This window comes from Micromonospora sp. USAFONa4 (assembly GCF_057197825.1).
In genome coordinates this window covers 3,756,220-3,776,564 of the sequence record NZ_CM170072.1, presented here as the reverse complement: position 1 = coordinate 3,776,564, position 20,345 = coordinate 3,756,220, and the positions used below count along the sequence as shown (strand labels likewise).

The 20,345-nt window shown below is 73.4% G+C and carries 19 protein-coding genes; 7 read left to right on the top strand and 12 right to left on the bottom strand.

Annotation, left to right across the window (positions count from 1 at the left end; translation table 11 throughout):
* The first annotated feature begins 151 nt into the window (after positions 1-151).
* Positions 152-1,429, top strand: coding sequence for a type VII secretion-associated serine protease mycosin (mycP, locus tag AC0OO9_RS16665; protein WP_484511039.1), 1,278 nt, complete (start codon positions 152-154; stop codon positions 1,427-1,429).
* 154 nt (positions 1,430-1,583) lie between these two features.
* Here mycP and AC0OO9_RS16660 read toward each other — a convergent pair whose 3' ends face one another.
* Both AC0OO9_RS16660 and AC0OO9_RS16655 read right to left on the bottom strand, forming a co-directional pair.
* Positions 1,584-1,874 carry a WXG100 family type VII secretion target gene (locus AC0OO9_RS16660; protein ID WP_132232078.1) on the bottom strand — a complete coding sequence of 97 codons (291 nt, stop codon included), beginning with the start codon at positions 1,872-1,874 and terminating at the stop codon, positions 1,584-1,586.
* 26 nt (positions 1,875-1,900) lie between these two features.
* Positions 1,901-2,221, bottom strand: a complete 321-nt coding sequence (locus AC0OO9_RS16655; protein WP_132232452.1) for a WXG100 family type VII secretion target — start codon at positions 2,219-2,221, stop codon at positions 1,901-1,903.
* 417 nt (positions 2,222-2,638) lie between these two features.
* Here AC0OO9_RS16655 and eccE point away from each other — a divergent pair, with 417 nt between their 5' ends.
* From eccE to rarD, 4 genes are all read left to right on the top strand, one after another.
* The gene (gene eccE, locus AC0OO9_RS16650; protein WP_484517969.1) at positions 2,639-4,477 is read left to right on the top strand and encodes a type VII secretion protein EccE; all 1,839 of its coding nucleotides are present in this window, start codon (positions 2,639-2,641) and stop codon (positions 4,475-4,477) included.
* A 54-nt stretch (positions 4,478-4,531) separates the two neighbouring features.
* On the top strand, positions 4,532-4,918 hold the full coding sequence (locus tag AC0OO9_RS16645; RefSeq protein ID WP_132232082.1) for a phage holin family protein: 387 nt from the start codon (positions 4,532-4,534) through the stop codon (positions 4,916-4,918).
* Between the two features lie 86 nt (positions 4,919-5,004).
* Positions 5,005-5,505, top strand: a complete 501-nt coding sequence (locus AC0OO9_RS16640) for a GNAT family N-acetyltransferase (RefSeq protein WP_484511038.1) — start codon at positions 5,005-5,007, stop codon at positions 5,503-5,505.
* Complete coding sequence (gene rarD, locus AC0OO9_RS16635; protein WP_484511037.1) at positions 5,502-6,431, top strand: EamA family transporter RarD; 930 nt, start codon at positions 5,502-5,504, stop codon at positions 6,429-6,431. The genes AC0OO9_RS16640 and rarD overlap by 4 nt, the downstream gene beginning before the upstream one ends.
* Before the next feature lie 10 nt (positions 6,432-6,441).
* Here rarD and AC0OO9_RS16630 read toward each other — a convergent pair whose 3' ends face one another.
* Positions 6,442-7,134, bottom strand: coding sequence for an anti-sigma factor family protein (locus AC0OO9_RS16630; protein ID WP_484511036.1), 693 nt, complete (start codon positions 7,132-7,134; stop codon positions 6,442-6,444).
* Positions 7,131-7,625 carry a sigma-70 family RNA polymerase sigma factor gene (locus AC0OO9_RS16625; RefSeq protein WP_255474788.1) on the bottom strand — a complete coding sequence of 165 codons (495 nt, stop codon included), beginning with the start codon at positions 7,623-7,625 and terminating at the stop codon, positions 7,131-7,133. The genes AC0OO9_RS16630 and AC0OO9_RS16625 overlap by 4 nt, the downstream gene beginning before the upstream one ends.
* A 249-nt stretch (positions 7,626-7,874) precedes the next feature.
* Between AC0OO9_RS16625 and AC0OO9_RS16620 the strand changes: the two genes are divergently transcribed.
* Entirely contained in the window at positions 7,875-9,986 is a 2,112-nt protein-coding gene (locus tag AC0OO9_RS16620) for a PhoX family protein (protein ID WP_484511035.1), read from the top strand.
* 98 nt (positions 9,987-10,084) lie between these two features.
* Here AC0OO9_RS16620 and AC0OO9_RS16615 read toward each other — a convergent pair whose 3' ends face one another.
* Positions 10,085-10,867, bottom strand: a complete 783-nt coding sequence (locus tag AC0OO9_RS16615; RefSeq protein WP_421456922.1) for an IclR family transcriptional regulator — start codon at positions 10,865-10,867, stop codon at positions 10,085-10,087.
* Positions 10,868-11,021: 154 nt separating this feature from the next.
* Between AC0OO9_RS16615 and AC0OO9_RS16610 the strand changes: the two genes are divergently transcribed.
* A complete protein-coding gene (locus AC0OO9_RS16610; RefSeq protein ID WP_484511034.1) occupies positions 11,022-12,203 on the top strand; it encodes an MFS transporter in 1,182 nt (393 codons plus the stop codon).
* A 21-nt stretch (positions 12,204-12,224) separates the two neighbouring features.
* On the opposite strand, the gene AC0OO9_RS16605 is transcribed toward AC0OO9_RS16610, so the two are convergent.
* The 7 genes from AC0OO9_RS16605 to nuoI form a co-directional block, all read right to left on the bottom strand.
* The gene (locus tag AC0OO9_RS16605) at positions 12,225-13,310 is read right to left on the bottom strand and encodes a polyprenyl synthetase family protein (protein ID WP_132232098.1); all 1,086 of its coding nucleotides are present in this window, start codon (positions 13,308-13,310) and stop codon (positions 12,225-12,227) included.
* 90 nt (positions 13,311-13,400) lie between these two features.
* On the bottom strand, positions 13,401-14,954 hold the full coding sequence (nuoN, locus tag AC0OO9_RS16600) for an NADH-quinone oxidoreductase subunit NuoN (protein ID WP_484511033.1): 1,554 nt from the start codon (positions 14,952-14,954) through the stop codon (positions 13,401-13,403).
* Positions 14,955-15,069: 115 nt separating this feature from the next.
* Entirely contained in the window at positions 15,070-16,605 is a 1,536-nt protein-coding gene (locus AC0OO9_RS16595) for an NADH-quinone oxidoreductase subunit M (RefSeq protein WP_132232102.1), read from the bottom strand.
* Positions 16,606-16,669: 64 nt separating this feature from the next.
* Positions 16,670-18,628: an NADH-quinone oxidoreductase subunit L gene (gene nuoL / locus AC0OO9_RS16590; protein ID WP_484511032.1), complete on the bottom strand. Its 1,959-nt coding sequence runs from the start codon at positions 18,626-18,628 to the stop codon at positions 16,670-16,672.
* A gap of 11 nt (positions 18,629-18,639) precedes the next feature.
* Complete coding sequence (gene nuoK / locus AC0OO9_RS16585) at positions 18,640-18,939, bottom strand: NADH-quinone oxidoreductase subunit NuoK (protein WP_132232104.1); 300 nt, start codon at positions 18,937-18,939, stop codon at positions 18,640-18,642.
* Positions 18,936-19,706, bottom strand: coding sequence for an NADH-quinone oxidoreductase subunit J (locus AC0OO9_RS16580; protein ID WP_484511031.1), 771 nt, complete (start codon positions 19,704-19,706; stop codon positions 18,936-18,938). Before AC0OO9_RS16580 ends, nuoK begins: the two co-directional genes overlap by 4 nt.
* Complete coding sequence (gene nuoI / locus AC0OO9_RS16575) at positions 19,703-20,344, bottom strand: NADH-quinone oxidoreductase subunit NuoI (RefSeq protein ID WP_132232108.1); 642 nt, start codon at positions 20,342-20,344, stop codon at positions 19,703-19,705. The genes AC0OO9_RS16580 and nuoI overlap by 4 nt, the downstream gene beginning before the upstream one ends.
* Position 20,345: the final 1 nt, after the last annotated feature.

The window sequence follows — 20,345 nt, the reverse complement described above, 5'->3', positions numbered from 1 at the left end:
GCCACCCCTCCTCCCGCGCACAGGCCATAGGTATCGCGTACAACCTACAAGGTAGAAGCAAGATCACAATCGCTGGCCGGCGGCGGTGCGCCCGGGGCCGCCACAGGCGCTAACATCCCGTTCCGGAGTCGACACGATACGGAGGCGGTCGATGTCCCGGTCCCCCTCACGCCCGCTCCTCGCCGCCCTCACGACGGCGTTGCTGACGGCCGTCCCGGCCGCCCCCACGATCGCCAGCCGCCCGGCCGGGCCCGCGCCCGGCCCGGTGCCGGCCGGCTGGTCGGCGTCCGCGCCGACCGCCGCGCGTGCGGTCCCCGGCTGCGCCTCGCCCCTCGCCCCGGTTCGGCCGGTGTCCGCGCGCCCCTGGCCCCAGCAGCGGTACGCCCCGGAGCGGCTGGCACCGCTCGCCACCGGCGCCGGGGTGACGGTGGCGGTGATCGACTCGGGGGTGGACCGGCGGCATCCGCAGTTGGCCGGCCGGGTGCTCGACGGCACCGACCTGCTCGATCCGGGCGGCGACGGCAGCCGGGACTGCGCCGGCCACGGCACCGGCGTGGCGAGCATCATCGCCGCCGCCCCCCGCGACGGCACGGCGTTCCGTGGGCTGGCCCCGGGTGCCCGGATCCTGCCGGTACGGGTCAGCGAGCAGCAGGTGGTCGAGGGGCGGGAGTCGGGGCGCACGGTCAGCGCCGGGGACTTCGCCCGCGCCGTCCGTTGGGCGGTCGACCACGACGCCGACGTGCTCAACCTCTCCGTCGTCCTGTACGCGGACGACCCGGCGGTGCGGGCCGCGATCGGCTACGCGGTCGACCGGGACGTGGTCGTGGTGGCCGCCGCCGGGAACCTGCACGACGCCGGTGACCCCCGGCCCTACCCGGCCGCGTACGACGGGGTGCTCGGGGTGGGCGCGATCGGGGCGGACGGGGCACGGGCACCGTTCTCCCAGACCGGCTCGTACGTCGACCTGGTCGCCCCGGGCAGCGACGTGCTGATGGCCGCCCCCGGCGAGGGTCACCACCGGGCCGAGGGCACCAGCTACGCGGCGCCCTTCGTGGCGGCCACCGCCGCGCTGCTGCGCCAGTACCGGCCGGAGCTGACCGCGGCGCAGGTGGCGCAGCGGATCGTGGCGACCGCCGATCCTGCCCCCGGCGACGGTCGGGGCGGCGGGTACGGCGCGGGGGTGCTGAACCCGTACCGGGCGGTCACCGAGACCGGGGGAACGTCAGAGCGGGCGCGCCAGGTCAGCGCGCTCGCGGACGACCGGGCCGAGCCGGCGGTGCTGGCGCAGCGGGCCCGCCGGGCGGCGGCCCGGGACCGGGCGCTGCTGGTGGCGGGGGCCAGCGGGGCGGTGGTGGCCCTGGCGGCGCTGCTGGCGCTCGTCGTGCCGCGCGGGGCCCGCCGCCGCTGGAGGCCGGCCGACCCCGCCTGACCCGGCCGGCGGCCCGCACCCGTCACCCCGCCTGACCCGGCCGGCGTTCCGCGGCCGTCGTGTCCGGGGGCGGCCACCGTCGGCGGTCGCGCTGCCCGGAACGGCCGATGGTGGCGCCGACCGGTTCACGATCGACGCCACCACCGGGCGGGGCCTACTGGAACAGGCCGACGTTCTTCTTCTCCGTGTCGAGGTAGTCGGCGGCGGAGTCGTCCACCGCGAGCTTGATGTCGCGCAGCATGACCTGGAGGTCCTGCGAGGCCGACCGCCAGCGGCGCTGCCGCTGCTCGTAGGCCTGGAGGGCCTCGCCGGACCAGCTCGCCACGAGCGGGGCGGCGTCCCGTTCGAGCTGCCCGAGCTGCGAGTCGAGCGCGTTCAGCGCCTTCTGGATGTCCGCGCTCGCCTGTTGCAGGGCGGCGAAGTTGACGACCAGTACACCGTCCATCGGATGTCTCCTCCCCCGAGACCGGGTCAGAGCGGCAGCTGGATGCCGCCGCGGTTGGTGGTGGACACCCGGCTGGCGGCCTCGGCGTCCGAGACGTCGTAGTGCCGGCCGGCCGTGCGGACGGCGCCGGCGGTCTCCCGCAGCGCCCGCTGAAGCGCCGCCTGGTCCTGTGCCCACTGCTGCTTGACCTGCTCGAACGAGCGCCCGCCGGCACCGCGCCAGGCCTGCTGCAACACCTCCAACTCGGCCATCAGGCTGCTCAGCATGGACTGCAGGGACTGGTCGACCTGCTCGAACTTCGCGGCGGTCTGCTGCATCACCGCTGCTTCTGCCTGGGTCTGGGACACCCGGGACGTCACCTCGTCTCCTCGGTCGTGGCTGGCCGTGGGCGCACCCGCCCACCGGGCGCGCCGCTCGCGCCGCCCGGACGTCGAGCGTGGCGGGCGCGGGGTCAGCGAAACTCGTCGCTGACGGTAGCCGTACCGTCGCGGTTCTGCTACCCCGTGGCCATCCCCTGTGGACGACCGCGGCCCCCATCCCGCCGGACGCTCCCCTTACGATGGGCGGCGTCGATGTCGCGGCGAGTGACCGGTCGAGGAGGCGCGGTGACGGTGACCACCGGCCCGGGCCCGCACCGGCCGGCCCCGGGCCACGATCCCCGCCCGACCGCCGCGCCCCTCGTGCCGGCGCCGCCCGGGTCGGCCGGTCCGCCCGGCCTGGCTGGACCGCTCGGCCTGACCGGCACGTCCGGCCCGGCTGGCCCGATCGGCCCGGCTGGCCCGACCGGCCCGGCTGATCCGGCCGGCACCGTGGCCGGCGCGCCGGCGACCCCGGCCGCCCTGCCGCCGTCGCGGAACCCGGCCGGCCGGCGGAGAGGCGCCGGTGTCCGGGCCGGTCAGGTCGTCGCCACGCAGGTGGCGGTGGCCGCCGTGGTCGCGGCCGTCGGCCGGGGCGTGCTGGTGACGTTGGCCGCCGTGGGGGTGGCCGCGCTGCTGCTGCCCCTGGCCTGGGTGCGGCTGCGGGGGCGGTGGCTCTTCGAGTGGCTGACGACGGGCCTGGGCTACGCCACCCGCCGCCGCGCCCTGCCTCCGGCCGCCGGCCCGGCGGCCCTGCTGGACCTCGTCGACCCGGGCGCGGTCGTGCGTCCCGCCGAGCTGGCCGGCACGCCGGCCGCCGTGCTGGACGACGCCGCCGGCATGGTGGCCGTGCTGGAGGTCGGCGATCCGGCCGACCTGCTCGGCGACGCTCCCCGCGCGCTGCCCGCCCCGGCCTCCCTGCTGCCGGCCGCCGCGCCGGACGGCCCCCCGGTGCGGCTCCAGCTCCTCCTGACGGGCTCTCCGGCGCCGACCGTCGGCGCGGGTGGCGGCGCCGTCGCCACCTCGTACCGCCAGCTCACCGACGGGCGGCTCGCCGGCCGGGAACGGGCCGTGCTCGCCGTGCGGGTGCTGCGTGCCGAGGGCTGGACGGGAGAGGAGCTGCGGCGGGCGCTCGCCGGAACGGTGCGCCGCATCGCGCGCCGGGTCGGACCCGTCACCGCCCGCCCGCTGGGCGAGCACGCGACGCTGCGGGTGCTGGCGGAGCTGGCCCACCACGACGACCATCCCGCGCAGGAGTCCTGGCAGGCGGTCCGGGCGGGCGACCTGCTCCAGACCACGTTCCGGCTGCGCCGCTGGCCCGACCCGCGTACGGACGCCGGCCGGCGGCTGGTGACCCGGCTGCTCGCGCTGCCCGCGACGGCGACGACCGTCTCGCTCGGCGTCGGGCCGTGGGCCGGCGCCGACCCCGCGGCGGCGCCGACCGAGCTGACCGTACGGCTGGCTGCCGCCACCCCGGCGGAGCTCTCGATCGCGGCGCAGGCGCTGCGCCGGCTGATGGCCGAGGTGGGCGGCGAGGTGCACCGGCTCGACGGCGCGCAGCTCGCCGGGTTGGCCCGCACGCTGCCGCTCGCGGCGGGCGCGGCGGGGCCGGGTCCGGCGCCCGACAGCCTGGAGCTGACCCTCGGCGAGGCGGGGCTGATGGTCGGCACGAACCGGCACGGCGGCGCGGTGACCGTCCGGCTGTTCCGGCCGGAGAGCACCCGGGTGATGCTGGTCGGCGGGATACGCGCGGCGCAGCTGGTGGCGGTGCGGGCCATGGCGCTCGGGGCGCGGGTGGTGGTGCAGACCGCCCGCCCGCGCGGGTGGGAGCCGTTCGTCCGGGGCGTCGGCACCCCCGGCGCGATGATCCCGGTGGTGCCGCCGGGCCGCCCGGTGGCCCAGCCGGGATCGCCGCTGCGCCCGCTGCTGGTGGTGGTGGACGCCGGTCCCACGACCGCCGAGCCGGAGCCGGGATCCCCGTGGCGGACCACGCTGCTGCTGCGCGACGAGCTGACCCCCGCCGACGCCGACGCGCTGGGCCGCGCCGACCTGGCCGTGCTGCAACCGCTCGACCCGGCCGAGGCCGCCGTGGCGGGCGCCGCGCTGGGGCTCGGCGGATCGGCGGAGTGGCTGACCCGGATCCGGGACGACATGGTCGCGGTGGTCAACCGGCGGGCGCTGCGCTGGGCGCTGCTCTCCCCCACCCCGATCGAGTCGCAGCTGATCGGCCGCCCGTCCCGCCGCTGACCGGGGCGACGGTCGCGGCTTCCGCAGCTTGTCCGTCCGTGGCACGATCCGGCCATGGGTTTCCTCAAAGGGCTGCTGATCCGGTTGGGCAGCACGGCGCTGGCCTTCTGGCTGGCCACGCTGCTCATCCCGGGCATCACGCTGGACTCGGCGTCCGCTGGCGAGGCGGTCGTCACGCTGGTCCTCGTCGCGGTGATCTTCGGCGTGGTCAACGCGGTGCTCCAGCCGATCATCAAGACCGTCGGCTGCGGCTTCTACCTGCTGACCCTCGGGTTGATCGCGCTGGTGGTCAACGGGCTGCTGTTCCTGCTCACGAGCTGGATCGCCGACCAGGCCGGGCTGCCCTTCCACGTCGACGGCTTCTGGCCGGAGGCGGTGCTCGGCGCGCTGTTCGTCGGCATCGTCACCTGGATCCTCGGGGCCGTCCTGGACCGGGACTGACCCGCCTCGACCAGGGGGAGGCGGTCCGACCAGTAGGCGGGAATTGGTCGCTGATCGGGCCGGGTGGCCGGGTTAGCGTCGCGGGCATGTTCACCCTGACCCGCGACGACGGCTACCTGCTCAGCACCGACCCGGCCCGGATCGACCTGGGCCTGGTGCACCACTGGCTCTGCACGGACGCGTACTGGGCGCTCGGGCGGGACCGGGAGACGGTGGCGCGGGCGTTCGCCGGGTCGGTGCCGTTCGGCGTCTACCGCCCGGGTGACGGCCGCCAGGTCGCGGTCGCCCGGGTGGTCACCGATCACGCCACCTTCGCCTGGCTCTGCGACGTCTACGTCGACCCCGGAGAGCGCGGCCGGGGACTGGGCACCTGGCTGGCCGGGGCGGTCCGCGACCACCTCGCCGAGCTGGGCGTACGCCGGATCCTGCTGGCCACCGCCGACGCCCACGCGGTGTACGCCAAGGTCGGGTTCGCCCCGATGACCGATGCGCACCGCTGGATGCAGCTCGACCAGCGGGACCAGCCGGTGAGTCCGGTCACCGGAAAGGAACCGGGCGGCCTCCCGGCCCTTACGGTGGAAACGTGACGCCACTCCGCCTCGGCTACCTCTACGGCTTCGTCGCGTACCTGCTCTGGGGGTTCTTCCCGCTCTATCTGCGGCTGATGCGCCCGGCGGGGCCGCTGGAGATCCTGGCCCACCGCATCGTCTGGTCGGTGGTGTTCGTCGCCCTGCTACTGGCGGCGATGCGCAACGTCGGTTTCCTGCGGGCACTGCTGCGCCGGCCTCGGGCGCTGGCCGGCATCGGCGTCGCCGCCGCGCTGATCGCGGTGAACTGGGGCACCTACATCTACGGCGTGACCTCCGACCGGGTGGTGGAGACCGCTCTCGGCTACTTCATCAACCCGCTGGTGGTGGTGCTGCTGGGCGTCACCGTGCTGCGCGAGCGGCTGCGGCCCACGCAGTGGGTGGCGCTCGGCATCGGCGGGCTGGCCGTGGCCGTGCTGACCGTCGACTACGGCCGGCTGCCGTACCTGGCGCTGGTGCTGGCGTTCAGCTTCGCCGGATACGGCCTGGCCAAGAAGCAGCTCGGGCTGCCCGCCGCCGAGGGGCTCTTCGTCGAGTCGGCGGTGCTGGCGCTGCCCGCGCTGGCGTACGTGGGTTGGCTCGCCGCCGTCGGCGAGGGCACGTTCGGGCAGGTGTCGGTCGGGCACACCCTGCTGCTGGTGTCGGCGGGGGCGGCGACCGCGATCCCGCTGCTGCTCTTCGCCGGGGCCGCGAACCGGCTGCCGCTGACCGGTCTCGGCATGATCCAGTACCTCGCCCCGATCCTCCAGCTCGGCTGCGGGGTGCTGATCTTCCACGAGCCGATGCCGCCGGCCCGGGTCGCCGGCTTCGCCCTGGTCTGGGCCGCGCTGATCGTCTTCACCGTCGACGCCGTCCGCAACTCCCGCCGTACCCGCGCCGCCACCCTCGCCGCCCGCCGGGCCGAGGCCGTGGCCGCGCCCCGCTGACCGGCGCGGGTCAGCGGACGTCGTAGACGAGGACAGGGGTGCCGTCGGCGCGCAGCAGCTCCAGCCGGACCAGCTCCGCGTCGGTGAACCGGGTCGCGCCGGTGATCCGCAGGTCGTCGCCGGGAGCGGCGAGCCAGGAACCGATCTGCTCCGTCGCGCCGTCCGGGCCGTGCGCCACCAGCCGGAAGGTGTACGCCTTGGCGTAGCCGGCCTTCGCGTCGTACCCGCAGCGCATCCGCACCTCGGTGCCCCATTCGGTGCCGTTGAGGGCGATCTCGGCGTGTACCGGCACCGCGCCGGCGACCGGCTGCATGGCGACCATCCGCACCTCGACCGGGGTCGGGCCGGCCGCCTCCCGGGGCAGCAGGGCGGCGGTGCCGACGCCGACGACCAGGGCCGCCACGGCGGCCGCGAGCGCGGTGAGGGCGTACCGGCGGCGGGTGGCCGACCGGTCGCGGCGGCGGCGCTCCCGCGCGGCGGCGAGTAGTTCGGGCACCCGGGGGTTCTCCGGTGGCGGCAGGAACTGCTCCAGCCCGGCCGGGTCGAGCCGGCCGAGCAGCCCGGGCAGGACGGCGATCTCGGCGACCGCCTCCCGGCAGGCGACGCAGCCGGCGAGGTGCCGCTCGTAGGCCACCCGGTCGGCGGGAGCCAGCGCACCCAGCACGTACGCGCCGTCGTCGTGCGCGAACTCGCACCGGGTCATTCCGTCACCCCCATCTCGGCCAGGACCAACCGTAGTGAGCGCAGGGCGTAGTGGGTCCGGGACTTGACCGTGCCGGGCGGCACGCCCAGCCGGGAGGCCGCCTCCGCCACCGACCGTCCCTGGTAGAAGCACTCGACCAGCACCTCCCGGTGGGTGGGGCTGAGCCGGTTCAGCGCCTCGGCGACGGTCCACGCCTCCACCGCCCGTTCCGCCTCGTCCACGGCCTCGGGAGGCTCGGGCAGCTCGTCGGTGTAGACCTCCCCGACCCGGGCCGAGCGGCGCCGCCAGGCGTCGATGGCCAGGTTGCGAGCGGTGGTGAAGAGCCAGGACCGGATCGAGCCGCGCGTCGGGTCGAGCGCCTCCGGGTGCCGCCAGGCCCGCAGCAGCGTCTCCTGCACCAGGTCCTCGGCCCGCTGCCGGTCGCCGTTGACCAGCCGCAGGGCGTGCGCGTACAGCGCCTCCGCGTGCTCGTCGTGCAGCGCGCGGAGCAGTTGGGCGTCGTGGTCGCTGATGGCGGTCTCCTCGCTGTCGGCGCGAGTCCGGCGGTGGCGTTCGCACGGGAATACGTGCCGCCGCTCCGAACGGTTCAGCCGCAGGTCACCGTGGCACCCCCGGCCGAGGTGTTCACGCCCGGTTCATGCCGCCGCCGACGGTCGCTCACCGCGCCCTCCTAGCGTCCGGCGGGTACGCACGCCAGCGGCTGGTCCGGCGTGCACCGACCCCATCAGGAGGCTTCTTCCATGAGCGACCGTCCCCGGCTGCTCCCATTGCTGGGCGCCACCCGCCACGGCAGCCGCGACGCCATGACCTGTCTCTACCGGTGCGGCAACGCGTGCGACCACCCGGTGCCCAACACGTCCGACAACGCGTACTTCGGGGACGTGGTGAACGCCGAGGTGTCCCGGCGCGGCGTGGTCCGGGCCGGCGCGGTCGGCGCGCTGGTCCTCGGCTTCGGCGGCGCGGTGGCCGGCGCCGCCCCCGCCGCGGCGGCCCCCGCCGCCCCCGTCGTCCCCGGCGCCGCCGGCTTCGACCGCCCCGCCGGCGGCGTCGGCAGCGGCGCGCTGACCTTCAAGCCCGTCCCGCCGAACACCCTCGACAGCCTCGTCGTGCCCAACGGGTACGACCACGCGGTCGTCCTGCGCTGGGGCGACCCGGTGGTGCCGGGCGCCCCCGACTTCGACGTGCGCGCCCAGAGCGCCGCCGCCCAGGCCCGGCAGTTCGGCTACAACAACGACTTCGTCGGGGTGCTGCCCCTGGACGGACGCCGGCGCGCGCTGCTCGTGGTCAACCACGAGTACACAAACGAGGACCTGATGTTCCCCGGCTTCACGAGCCAGGACGCGCTGAGTGTCGAGCAGCTGCGGATCGCGATGGCGGCGCACGGCATGTCGGTGGTGGAGCTGGAGCGGGTCGACGGCACCGGGCAGTGGCGGCCGGTCGCCAAGGGCCGGCGGCCGTACAACCGGCGGGTCACGGCGCTGGCCACGAAGTTCGAGCTGACCGGGCCGGCCGCCGGCTCGGCCCACCTGCGGACGGCCGCCGACCCGAAGGGCCGTACGGTCGTCGGCACGCTGAACAACTGCGCCGGCGGGGTGACCCCCTGGGGCACGGTGCTCTCCGGCGAGGAGAACTTCAACCAGTACTTCGTCGGCGGCGACGCGGTGGCCGAGGAGGCCAAGGCGAAGCTGGCCCGGTACGGCATCACCACCACCACCCGCTACCCGAGCGGCAGCCGCAAGTGGGAGCGCGCCGACGAGCGGTTCGACCTGGCGAAGCACCCGAACGAGGCCAACCGGCACGGCTGGATCGTCGAGATCGACCCGTACGACCCGGAGAGCCGCCCGCGTAAGCACACCGCGCTGGGCCGGTTCAAGCACGAGGGCGCGAACGTCATCGTCGCGAAGAGCGGGCACGTGGTCGCGTACATGGGCGACGACGAGCGGTTCGACTACCTGTACAAGTTCGTCTCCGACAAGAAGTTCATGAAGGGCAACTCCTGGGTGGCCCGCCGGCACAACCTGACCCTGCTGGAGTCGGGCACCCTCTACGTCGCCGAGCTGAAGCAGAGCAGCGCCGGCGAGATCGACGGTTCGGGCAAGCTCCCCTCCGACGGGGCGTTCGACGGCCGGGGCCGGTGGATCAAACTGGTCAGCGGCAACCGCTCGTACGTCGACGGGATGACGGCCGCCGACGTGCTCACCTTCACCCGGCTGGCCGGCGACAAGGTCGGCGCGACCAAGATGGACCGCCCGGAGGACGTCGAGCCGAGCCTGCTCACCGGCAAGGTGTACGTGGCGCTGACCAACAACACCGACCGGGGCAGGGCCGGCAAGCCGGCCGCAGACGAGGCCAACCCGCGCAACTCGAACAAGCACGGCCAGGTGCTGGAGCTGGTCGAGGACCGTGGCGACAACGCGGGCGAGACCTTCGCCTGGTCGCTGCCGATCGTCGCCGGTGACCCGGCGGACCCGTCGACCTTCTTCGCCGGGTACGACAAGACGAAGGTCTCCCCGATCTCCTGCCCGGACAACGTGGCGTTCGACGCCACCGGCAACCTCTGGATCTCCACGGACGGCAACGCGCTGGGCAGCAACGACGGCCTCTTCGCCACGGCCGTCGAGGGGCCGGAGCGGGGCCACCTGAAGCAGTTCCTCACCGTGCCGGTGGGCGCGGAGGCCTGCGGCCCGTTCATCACCGGGGACAACCGCTCGGTCTTCGTGGCGGTGCAGCACCCGGGCGAGCTCAGCGGCGCCTCGGTCGAGAAGCCGGCCTCGAACTGGCCGGACGGCGACTACGCCAAGCCGGGCGTGGTGGTCGCCTGGCGCCTGGACGGCGGGCCGATCGGCAGCTGACCACCCGTCGGGCGGTCCGCCGCCGGACCGCCACCGTGGCCCTCTCCCAGCCGGGGGGAGGGCCACGGTCGTCGCGGCCCGACCGGGGCGGGGGCGGGTCAGCTGTCGGCGGCCAGGCCGTCGGCGATCGTCCGGGCGACGGTCAGCAGCTTCGCCCGGACCGCGCGGGCGGAGGTCATCATCTCGCCGGCCGGCAGCGCGCAGGCCAGCACGACCCGACGCTCCATGTCCTTGTCGGGGCTGACCAGCACCGCGGCGCAGGCCACGCCCTGCCGGAACTGCCCCAGCTCCAGCTGCATGCCCCGCCGGTCCCCGGCGGCCAGGTCGACCTCGAACGCCTCGGAGGTGGTCAGGGTGGCGGCGGTGAACGGACGCATGCCGTAGTCGCGCAGGTAGCGGAAGCGCTGCTCGGCGGTCATCGTGGCGAGCAGCGCCTTGCCGAGGGCGGTCGCGTGCGCCCCCTCGTCGAACCCGGGCACCAGGTCCTCCAGGTACGGCGATCGCGGGCCCTCGGCCACGGCCGTGACCGCCACCTGGCCGCCCACGAACCGGCCGAGGTAGTGGCTGTAGCCGGTGTCCATGGCGGCCCGGCGCAGGCTCTCCCCGACCGCCGGCGGCCCCCGGAACGCCGTCACCAGCTCGCGGTAACGGTCGGCCACCTCCAGGCCCACGATGTACGTGCCGTCCTCGCGACGGATCACGTAGCCCTCGTAGGCCAGGGTGCGGACCAGGTGGTAGGTCGTCGCCACGGTCAGCTCACAGCGCCTGGCGATCTGTTTGACGGTGAGCCCCTTCGGGGCGCGACCGACCGACTCGAGCACGCGTAGCGCGCGGGACACGCTCCGGATGAGATCCGAAGGTTCCGCCAAGGGGTCGCGCACAACCACCTCCGCCGCCGGGGACTTACACCATATGAAAAACAGGCCGGGTTCGAAATGCCTGTTCGGGTGGAGGATGCCAGATCGTCATGAACGTCGCGTTGCTCGACAGGCACGTTCCGTGACGAAAACCCTGCTCGCGTAGGTTTGCCGGACCATGACCGACATCGCGCTCCAGCCCGACCCGGGCATCGCCCCGCCCCGGCCCGCGCGGGCCGTGACCGGGGCCGTCGCCGTCACCATCGCCTGCGTCCTGCCGGTCTTCCTGCTCGGCGGGCTCGCCGTGCAGATGGGCGAGGACCTCGGCTTCTCGCCGGCCGGGCTGGGCCTGGCCGTGTCGGTCTACTTCGGCGTGGGCGCGCTGGCCTCGGTGCCCTCCGGCGTCCTCGCCGAGCGGCACGGGCCGACCGTGGTGGCCCGTGCCGGCATCCTGCTCTCCGCCGCCTGCCTGCTGGCCGTGGCGGGGCTGGCCCGGTCGTACCCGGTCCTGCTCGGGCTGCTCGCGCTCGCCGGCACCGCCAACGCCCTCGGTCAGCTCGCCAGCAACGCCACGCTCGCCCGGCACGTGCCGACCCGCAGGCAGGGGTTGTCGTTCGGGGTGAAGCAGGCCGCCATCCCCGTGGCCACCCTGCTGGCCGGGGCGGCGGTGCCGACCGTGGCGCTGACGGCCGGCTGGCGCTGGGCGTTCGTCGTGGCCGCCGGCGCGGCCCTGGCGGCGTTGCCGGCCGTACCCGCGCGGGAGCCGCGCCCCGCCCGGACGGCCGCACCGACCCGCGGCGGCCGCGCCACCGCGGCCCTGGTGGTGGTCGGGGCCGCCGGGACGTTCGCCGCTGCCGCCGCCAACGCGCTCGGCACCTTCGTCGTCGACTCCTCCGCCGACCGGGGGCTGTCCCCCGGGCTGGCCGGGCTGACCCTGACGCTGGGCAGCGCGGTCTGCGTGGCGGCCCGGGTCGTCGTCGGCTGGCTCGCGGACCGCCGCGCCACCGGGCACGTCGCCCTCATCGCCGGCATGCTCGTGGTCGGCGCGGCCGGGCTCGGCCTGCTCGCGACGGCCGGGTCGGTGCCGCTGGTGGCCGGCGTGCTGCTCGGCTTCGGCCTGGGCTGGGCGTGGCCGGGCCTGATGACCTTCGCGGTGGTCCGGCTGCACCCGCAGGCCCCGGCCGCCGCCACCTCGGTCACCCAGACCGGGGTGTACGCGGGCGGCTGCCTCGGCCCGCTCGGCCTCGGTGCCGTGGCCGCGCACGCCGGCTACCCCGTGATGTGGCTCGTGGCCGCCGGGTCGATGCTGCTCGCCGCCGCCCTGATGCTCGCCGGCAGCCGCCTGCTCGCCCGCCGCTAGCGGGCCGGTGCGGGTCGGGCGTCAGCTGGTGCGGTCGGCGATGTAGTCGCAGAGGGATTCGAGGGCGCGGCGGGCCGGGCCCTGCGGAAGCGGCGAGAGCTGCTCCCGGGCGTCCTCGGCGTAGCTGCGGACCGTCTCCCGGGCCCGCTTGAGCGCCGGGCTCTCGCGCAGCAGACCGAGCGCCTCGGCGTGCAGGTCGTCGTCGGTCAGCGGCCCGGTCGCCAGGATCTCCCGCAGCCGCACCGAGGCGGCGTCGGCGTCGTCCGAGCCGAGCGCGTAGAGCACCGGCAGGGTCGGCACGCCCTCACGCAGGTCGGTGCCGGGCGTCTTGCCCGACTCCACCGACTCCGAGGCGATGTCGAGCAGGTCGTCGGAGAGCTGGAAGGCCACGCCGATGGTCTCGCCGTAGCCCGCCAGCGCCTCGGTGTGCTCCGGGGCGGCACCGCCGAACATGCCGCCGAAGCGGGCCGACGTGGCGATCAGCGAACCGGTCTTGCCCGCGATCACGTCGAGGTAGTGGGCCACCGGGTCGTCGCCGGGGCGGGGGCCGACGGTCTCGGCGATCTGGCCGTGCACCAGCCGCGCGAAGGTGCGCGCCTGGAGGCGTACGGCCTCGATGCCCAGGTCGGCGGCGATGTCGGCGGCGCGGGCGAAGAGGTAGTCGCCGACGAGGATGGCCACCGAGTTGGTCCACCGGGAGTTGGCGCTCGGCGCCCCCCGGCGCACGGCGGCCTCGTCCATCACGTCGTCGTGGTAGAGCGTCGCCAGGTGGGTGAGCTCCATCACCACGGCGGCCGGCACGACCTGCGGCCCCGTGGGATCGCCGAACTGGGCGCCCAGCGCCACCAGCAGCGGGCGGAACCGCTTGCCGCCGGCCTCCACGAGGTGCCGGGCGGCCTCCGTCACGAACGGGTCGGCGCTGGCCACGCTCGCCCGCAGCTCGGACTCGACGCCCTCCAGCAGGCCCAGCACGGACGCCTCGACGCGGGGATCGGCGAGATAGAGGCCGAGCGCGCCGAACTGACTCGTGCTCACCCTGGTCCGACGGCCGCCGGACCCGGAGGCACCTGAACGCTCGCCAGCCGGATTCACCACGCCATCAACCATGCCACACCCCTGCGACCTGCCCGGGACGGGGGATACGGCGCGGGGGCCGGCACGCCGTGGCGTGCCGGCCCCCGCGGGCGTGAGCGTCGGTCATCTGACAAATTCGGCGGCGCCGGTTGCCAGGTCGAGCAGCGGCGCGGGCGCCACACCGAGCACCAGCGTGGCGAGCACACCGATCATCAGCGCGGCCGAGGTCAGCCCGCCGGGCACGGCGACGGTCGGCGTCGACTCGCCGGGCTCGGAGAGCCACATCATCACCACGACCCGCAGGTACGGGAAGGCCAGCACCATGCTGGTCAGCACGCCGGCGATCACCAGCCACGCCTGCCCGCCCTCGAGCGCCGGGCCGAAGACCGCGAACTTGCTCGTGAAGCCGCTGGTCAGCGGGATCCCGGCGAAGGCCAGCAGGATGAAGGTGAAGATCCCCGCGTAGAACGGCGAGCGCCGTCCCAGCCCGGCCCAGCGGGACAGGTGGGTGGCCTCCCCGTCGGCGTCGCGCACCAGGGTCACCACGGCGAACGCGGCGAGCACCGAGAAGCCGTACGCGACCAGGTAGAACATCGTCCCGGAGATCCCGTCGGCGCCCGGCGCCAGCACGCCGACCAGCAGGTAACCGGCGTTGGCGATGGAGGAGTACGCCAGCAGCCGCTTGATGTCGGTCTGCGTGACGGCCAGCACCGCGCCGACCAGCATGGTCAGCACCGCCACGACGCCGAGGACCGGGGTGAAGTCCCACCGGGCCCCGTCGAACGCGACGTGGAACACCCGCAGCAGGGCGCCGAACGCGGCGACCTTCGTGCAGGCGGCCATGAGACCGGTCACCGGGGTCGGCGCGCCCTGGTAGACGTCCGGGGTCCAGACGTGGAAGGGGGCCGCCGCCGCCTTGAAGAGCAGCCCGATGGCGAGCATCGCCATGCCGGCGAAGAGCAGCACCGGGCTGGCCGGGGAGTTCTCGACCGCGGCGTCGATGGTGGCGAAGTCGACACCCGCCTGCCGGCCCGGGATGCCCGCCGTGAAGCCGTAGATCAGGGCCACGCCGAACAGGAAGAAGGCCGAGGCGTACGCGCCGAGCATGAAGTACTTCAGCGCGGCCTCCTGGCTCAGCAGCCGCCGGCGGCGGGCCAGCGCGCAGAGCAGGTAGAGCGGCAGCGAGAAGACCTCGAGCGCGATGAACATGGTCAGCAGGTCGTTCGCCGCCACGAAGATCAGCATGCCGCCGATCGCGAACGTGGTCAGCGGGTAGACCTCGGTGAGGCCGTTCCTGCCCTCGGCCTGCCGCCGGTCGTCGGCCGACTCGGCGGTGACGGCGGCCTGGGCCACGAACGCCCCGCCCCGCTCCACCGAACGCTCGCCGATGAGCAGCAGCGCCATCGCGGCGAGGACCAGGATCGCGCCCTGGAGGAAGAGCGTCGGCCCGTCCACCGCGATCGCCCCGCCGATCGTGATCTTCCGCTCGTCGGCCGCCAGCACCACCATGGTCAGCGCGGCGAGCACCGCCAGCAGGGCCATCGACAGCTGGACCACGTGCCGGAGCCGGCGGGGCACGAACGCCTCGACCAGCACGCCCAGCAGAGCGGCACCCAGCATGATCAGGGTCGGAGCGAGCGCCGCGTAGTCGATCGACGGCAGTTTCAGCTCAGTCACTGCGCAAACCTTTCGTTCGCGACTGCGGGGCTCGCAAGCTCGCTCCTCGCGCTCACTTTGCCTCTTTCGTTCGCGACTGCGGGGCTCACTCGCTCCGCTCGTTCACTCCTCGCGCTCACTTGGCCGCCTCCTGGACGGTTCCGCCCGACGTCGGGGCGGGGTCGGTCCGGCCGACGTCCTGCATGGTCGCCTGCACGGCCGGGTTGATCACATCGGTGACCGGCTTCGGGTAGAAGCCGAGCAGCACGATCAGCGCGATCAGCGGCGCGACCACGAACTTCTCGCGCAGGTTCAGGTCACGCTTCATGCCGTCGATCTGGGTGAGCGCCGGGTTGAGCGTGCCCTGGGTGGTGCGCTGCACCATCCACAGCACGTACGCGGCGGCCAGGATGATGCCGAGCGTCGCGATCACCGCGACCGGCTTGTTCACCGTGAACGTGCCGATCAGCACCAGGAACTCGGAGACGAACGGCGCGGTGCCGGGCAGCGCGAGCGAGGCCAGACCGGCGAAGAAGAGCACCCCGGCCAGGATCGGCACCAGCTTGCCGGCGCCGCCGAAGTCGCTGATCAGCGCCGAGCCCCGCCGGGCGATGAGCATGCCCACCACCAGGAAGAGCAGGCCGGTGGCGAGCCCGTGGTTGACCATGTAGAGCACCGCGCCGGTGCCGGCCTGGGTGGTGAAGGCGAAGATGCCCACCCCGATGAAGCCGAAGTGCGCGATCGAGGTGTACGACACCAGCCGCTTCAGGTCGTTCTGGCCGACCGCCAGCAGCGCGGCGTAGATGATGCCGATCACGCCGAGCGCCAGCGCCCACGGGGCGAACCACTTGGCCGCGTCCGGGAACAGCGGCAGGCAGTAGCGCAGGATGCCGAAGGTGCCGACCTTGTCGAGCACCCCGACGAGCAGCGCCGCCGCACCCGCCGGGGCCGCGCCACCGGCGTCCGGCAGCCAGGTGTGGAACGGGAAGAACGGCGCCTTGATCGCGAACGCGAGGAAGAAGCCGAGGAAGAGCCAGCGCTCCGTGCCGGTGGAGATGTCCACCTGGGACAGCGCCTGCCAGTCGAAGGTCTTCCCGCCGACGACCCAGAGGCCGATCACCGCGGCGAGCATGAACAGACCGCCGACCAGCGAGTAGAGGAAGAACTTCACCGCCGCGTACTGCCGCTGGTGGCCGCCGTAGCTGCCGATGAGGAAGTACATCGGCACCAGCATGACCTCGAAGAACACGTAGAACAGGAAGACGTCGGCGGCGGCGAAGACGCCGATCATCGTGCACTCGAGGACGAGCAGCAGGGCGAAGTAGACCGGCACCGACCGCTTGGACGACTCGGCGTCGTGCCAGGACGCCAGGATCACCAGCGGTACGAGCACCGCGATCAGCATCAGCATCACCAGCGCGATGCCGTCGGCGGCGAAGGTGAAGCTGACGCCCCAGTTCGGAATCCAGGTGTAGGACTCACGGAACTGGAAGCGGTCGCCACCAACCTCGAAGGTCACCCACATGACCACCGACAGCACCAGCACCAGCAGCGACCAGCCGAGCGCCACCTGCTTGGCCAGCTCCGGCCGGCTGCGCGGCAGGAAGGCCACCACCAGGGCGCCGACCAGCGGTGCCACGGTGAGCACCGAGAGGAACGGGAAGTCGGACATTATGCGGCCTTACCTCCGTCGTCACTGCGCGGTCCGCCGGAGACGGCCGCCTGGAAGAGGTCGATCACGCCAGCCACCCCGCCTCGACGGCCAGGAACGCCGCCAGGACCAGCAGCGCGCCGGTCAGGATCGAGGTGGCGTACGACCGGACGAAGCCCGTCTGGAGCCGCCGGAGCCGACCCGAGCCGCCGCCGATCCCCGCCGCGAGGCCGTTGACCAGCCCGTCGATACCCCGGTTGTCGAGGTAGACCAGCGCCCGGGTGAGGAAGATGCCCGGCTTCTCGAAGATCGCCTCGTTGACCGTGTCGGTGTAGAGGTTCTTCCGCGCGGCGGTGACCAGCACCCCGGCCGGCTGCGGCGCGGTGGCGGTGCCGTTGCGGAAGAGGAACCAGGCCAGCCCGGCACCGAGCACGGTGACCAGGATCGACAGGATCGTGATCACGGTGTGCGAGAGCACCGCGTGGTGCTCCCCCTCTGCCGCACCGAGTCCGGCCGTGGCGGTGAGCCAGTCCGGCACCGAGGTGGAGAGCAGCCAACCCGCCCCCACCGAGCCGACCGCCAGCAGGATCAGCGGGATGGTCATCAGCTTCGGCGACTCGTGCGGGTGCCCGATGTCCTCGGTCCAGCGCTTCGGCCCGTGGAAGGTGAGCACGAAGAGCCGGGTCATGTAGAACGCGGTCAGTCCGGCGCCGAGCAGCGCGGCCATGCCGAAGAGCCAGGCGGTCCAGTCGTCCCGCTCGAACGCCGCCACGATGATCGGCTCCTTGGAGAAGAAGCCGGACAGCGGCGGGATGCCGATGATCGCGAGCCAGCCCGTCATGAAGGTGATCCAGGTGACCTTCATGTACTTCGACAGCCCGCCGAACCGGCGGATGTCGACCTGGTCGTTCATGCCGTGCATGACCGAGCCGGCGCCGAGGAACATGTTGGCCTTGAAGAAGCCGTGCGCCAGCAGGTGCACGATCGCCAGCGCGTAGGCGCCACCGCCGAGGCCGACACCGAGGAACATGTAGCCGATCTGGCTGACCGTCGACCAGGCCAGCACCCGCTTGATGTCGTCCTTGGCCGCGCCGATGATGCAGCCGATCAGCAGCGTCAGCGCGCCGACGCTCACCACCACCAGCTGGAGGGTAGAGTTGGCCGAGAAGATCGGGTTCGAGCGGGCGATCAGGTAGACGCCGGCGGTGACCATGGTCGCGGCGTGGATGAGCGCCGACACGGGGGTCGGGCCCTCCATCGCGTCCGGCAGCCACGCCTGGAGCGGGAACTGGCCGGACTTGCCGGTCGCGCCGAGCAGCAGCAGCAGGCCGAGCACCAGCACCGTGGTCGCGGTCAGCGAGCCGACCCCGTTGAAGACCTCGTCGTACTGGGTGGTGCCGAGGCTGGCGAACATGATGAAGATGCCGATCGCCAGGCCGGCGTCGCCGACCCGGTTCATCAGGAACGCCTTCTTGCCGGCGGTGGCGGCGCTGGGCCGCTCGTACCAGAAGGAGATCAGCAGGTACGACGCCAGACCGACGCCCTCCCAGCCGAAGTAGAGCATCACGTAGTTGTTGCCGAGCACCAGCAGCAGCATGGCGGCGACGAACAGGTTGAAGTAGGCGAAGAACCGCCGACGTCCCGCGTCGTGCGCCATGTACTCGACCGCGTAGAGGTGGATCAGGAAGCCCACCCCGGTGATCAGCAGTACGAAGACGGCGGCCAGCGGGTCGAAGAGCAGACCGAAGTCCACTCGCAGGTCACCGACCGTGATGAAGTCCCACAGGCTCAGCTCGACCGACTTGTTCTCCAGGCCACGCAGCTGGAGGAAGTAGGTCAGGCCCAGCACGAACGCGGCGCCGATGGCGGCCACCCCGAGCCAGTGCCCCCAGCGGTCCGCCCGCCGGCCGAGCAGCAGCAGGACCGCCGCGCTGAGCAGCGGAATCGCCACCAGCAGCCAGACGCTGCCCAGCAGCCCGTCCGCCGTCGCGTAGGCGACGGTGCCCACCGGCTCAGCCGGGGCGTTCGTCAGAATCGTTCCCACCGCAGGACCCCTCAGTACTTCAGCAGGTTGGCGTCGTCGACACTCGCGGAGCGTCGGGTCCGGAAGATCGCCATGATGATCGCGAGCCCGACCACGACCTCGGCCGCCGCCACCACCATCACGAAGAACGCCATGATCTGGCCGTTGAGGTCACCGTTGATCCGGCTGAAGGTGACCAGCGTCAGGTTGGCCGCGTTGAGCATCAACTCGATGCACATGAACAGCACGATCGCGTTGCGCCGGATGAGCACACCGACCGCGCCGATGGTGAAGAGCACCGCGGCCAGCACCAGGTAGTAGTCCGGCGTCACTTTTCCGTCCCCTTCAGGGTCGTCTCCCGGTCGTCCAGCTCCCGCACCGGCAGGATCTCCGGGGTGCTCCGCTCGGTCAGCCGGCCGTCCGGCAGGCGGGCCGGGGTGGCCACGGAGGAGGAGGTCGCGTAGACGCCCGGGCCGGGCTTCGGGCCCGGGTAGTTACCCGGGGCGAAGCGCGCCCGCATCGTCTTCGGCTGGTCCATCCTGTCCTCCTTGCGCCGCTCGATGTGGGCCAGGACCATCGCGCCGATGGCGGCCGTGATGAGCAGCGCCGAGGTGAGCTCGAACGCGAAGACGTACTTGGTGAAGAGCAGCCGGGCGATGCCCTGCACGTTGCCCTCGGCGTTGGCCTGCTCCAGGCCGACCGCCGTGGTGCCCTCCAGCGCGCGCCACAGCCCGCCGCCGGCCAGGCCGGCGAAGCCGAGCCCGAGCACCACCGCCGCGACCCGTTGGCCGCGCAGCGTCTCGATCAACGAGTCCGAGGCGTCGCGACCCACCAGCATCAGCACGAACAGGAAGAGCATCATGATCGCGCCGGTGTAGACGATGATCTGCACCATGCCGATGAACGGCCCGGCCTGGAGCACGTAGAAGACGCCCAGGCAGAGCATCGTCAGCACCAGCCAGAGGGCCGAGTGCACGGCGTTGCGCGCCGCGACCATCCCGATCGCGCCGATCAGCGCCAGCGGGGCCAGGATCCAGAAGGTCACCTGCTCCCCGCCGGAGACCTCGCCCGCCGCGGCGAGCACCGTCTGCGTGGTCATGCTCCGTCTCCCTTGGCGGCTGCCGCCCGCTGGGCGTGCTGCTCGGCGCCCGGGAAGGTCACACCGGGGTGCTCCTCCACCTGGTACCGGCCCGGGTTGTTGGCCGAGTGCTCCGCGCCGGCCGAGGTGCCCGGGTTGGTCAGCGCGCCGACGTAGTAGTCCTTCTCGCTGTCGCCGAGGCGCATCGGGTGCGGCGGCTGCTCCATGCCCGGCAGCAGCGGCGCGAGCAGCTGCTCCTTCGTGAAGATCAGATCCTGCCGGTTGTCCCGGGCCAGCTCGTACTCGTTGCTCATGGTGAGCGAACGGGTCGGGCAGGCCTCGATGCAGAGCCCGCAGAAGATGCAGCGGGCGTAGTTGATCTGGTAGATGCTGGCGTACCGCTCACCCGGCGAGAAGCGCTGCTCGTCGGTGTTGTCGCCGCCCTCGACGTAGATCGCGTCCGCCGGGCAGGCCCAGGCGCACAGCTCGCAGCCGATGCACTTCTCCAGCCCGTCCGGGTGCCGGTTGAGGATGTGCCGCCCGTGGTAGCGCGGCGCCGACACCGGCGGCTTGAACGGGTAGTCGGTGGTGACGACCTTCTTGAACATGTGCGAGAAGGTGACACCGAATCCCTTGAACGTTCCGGTGATCGCGCCCACG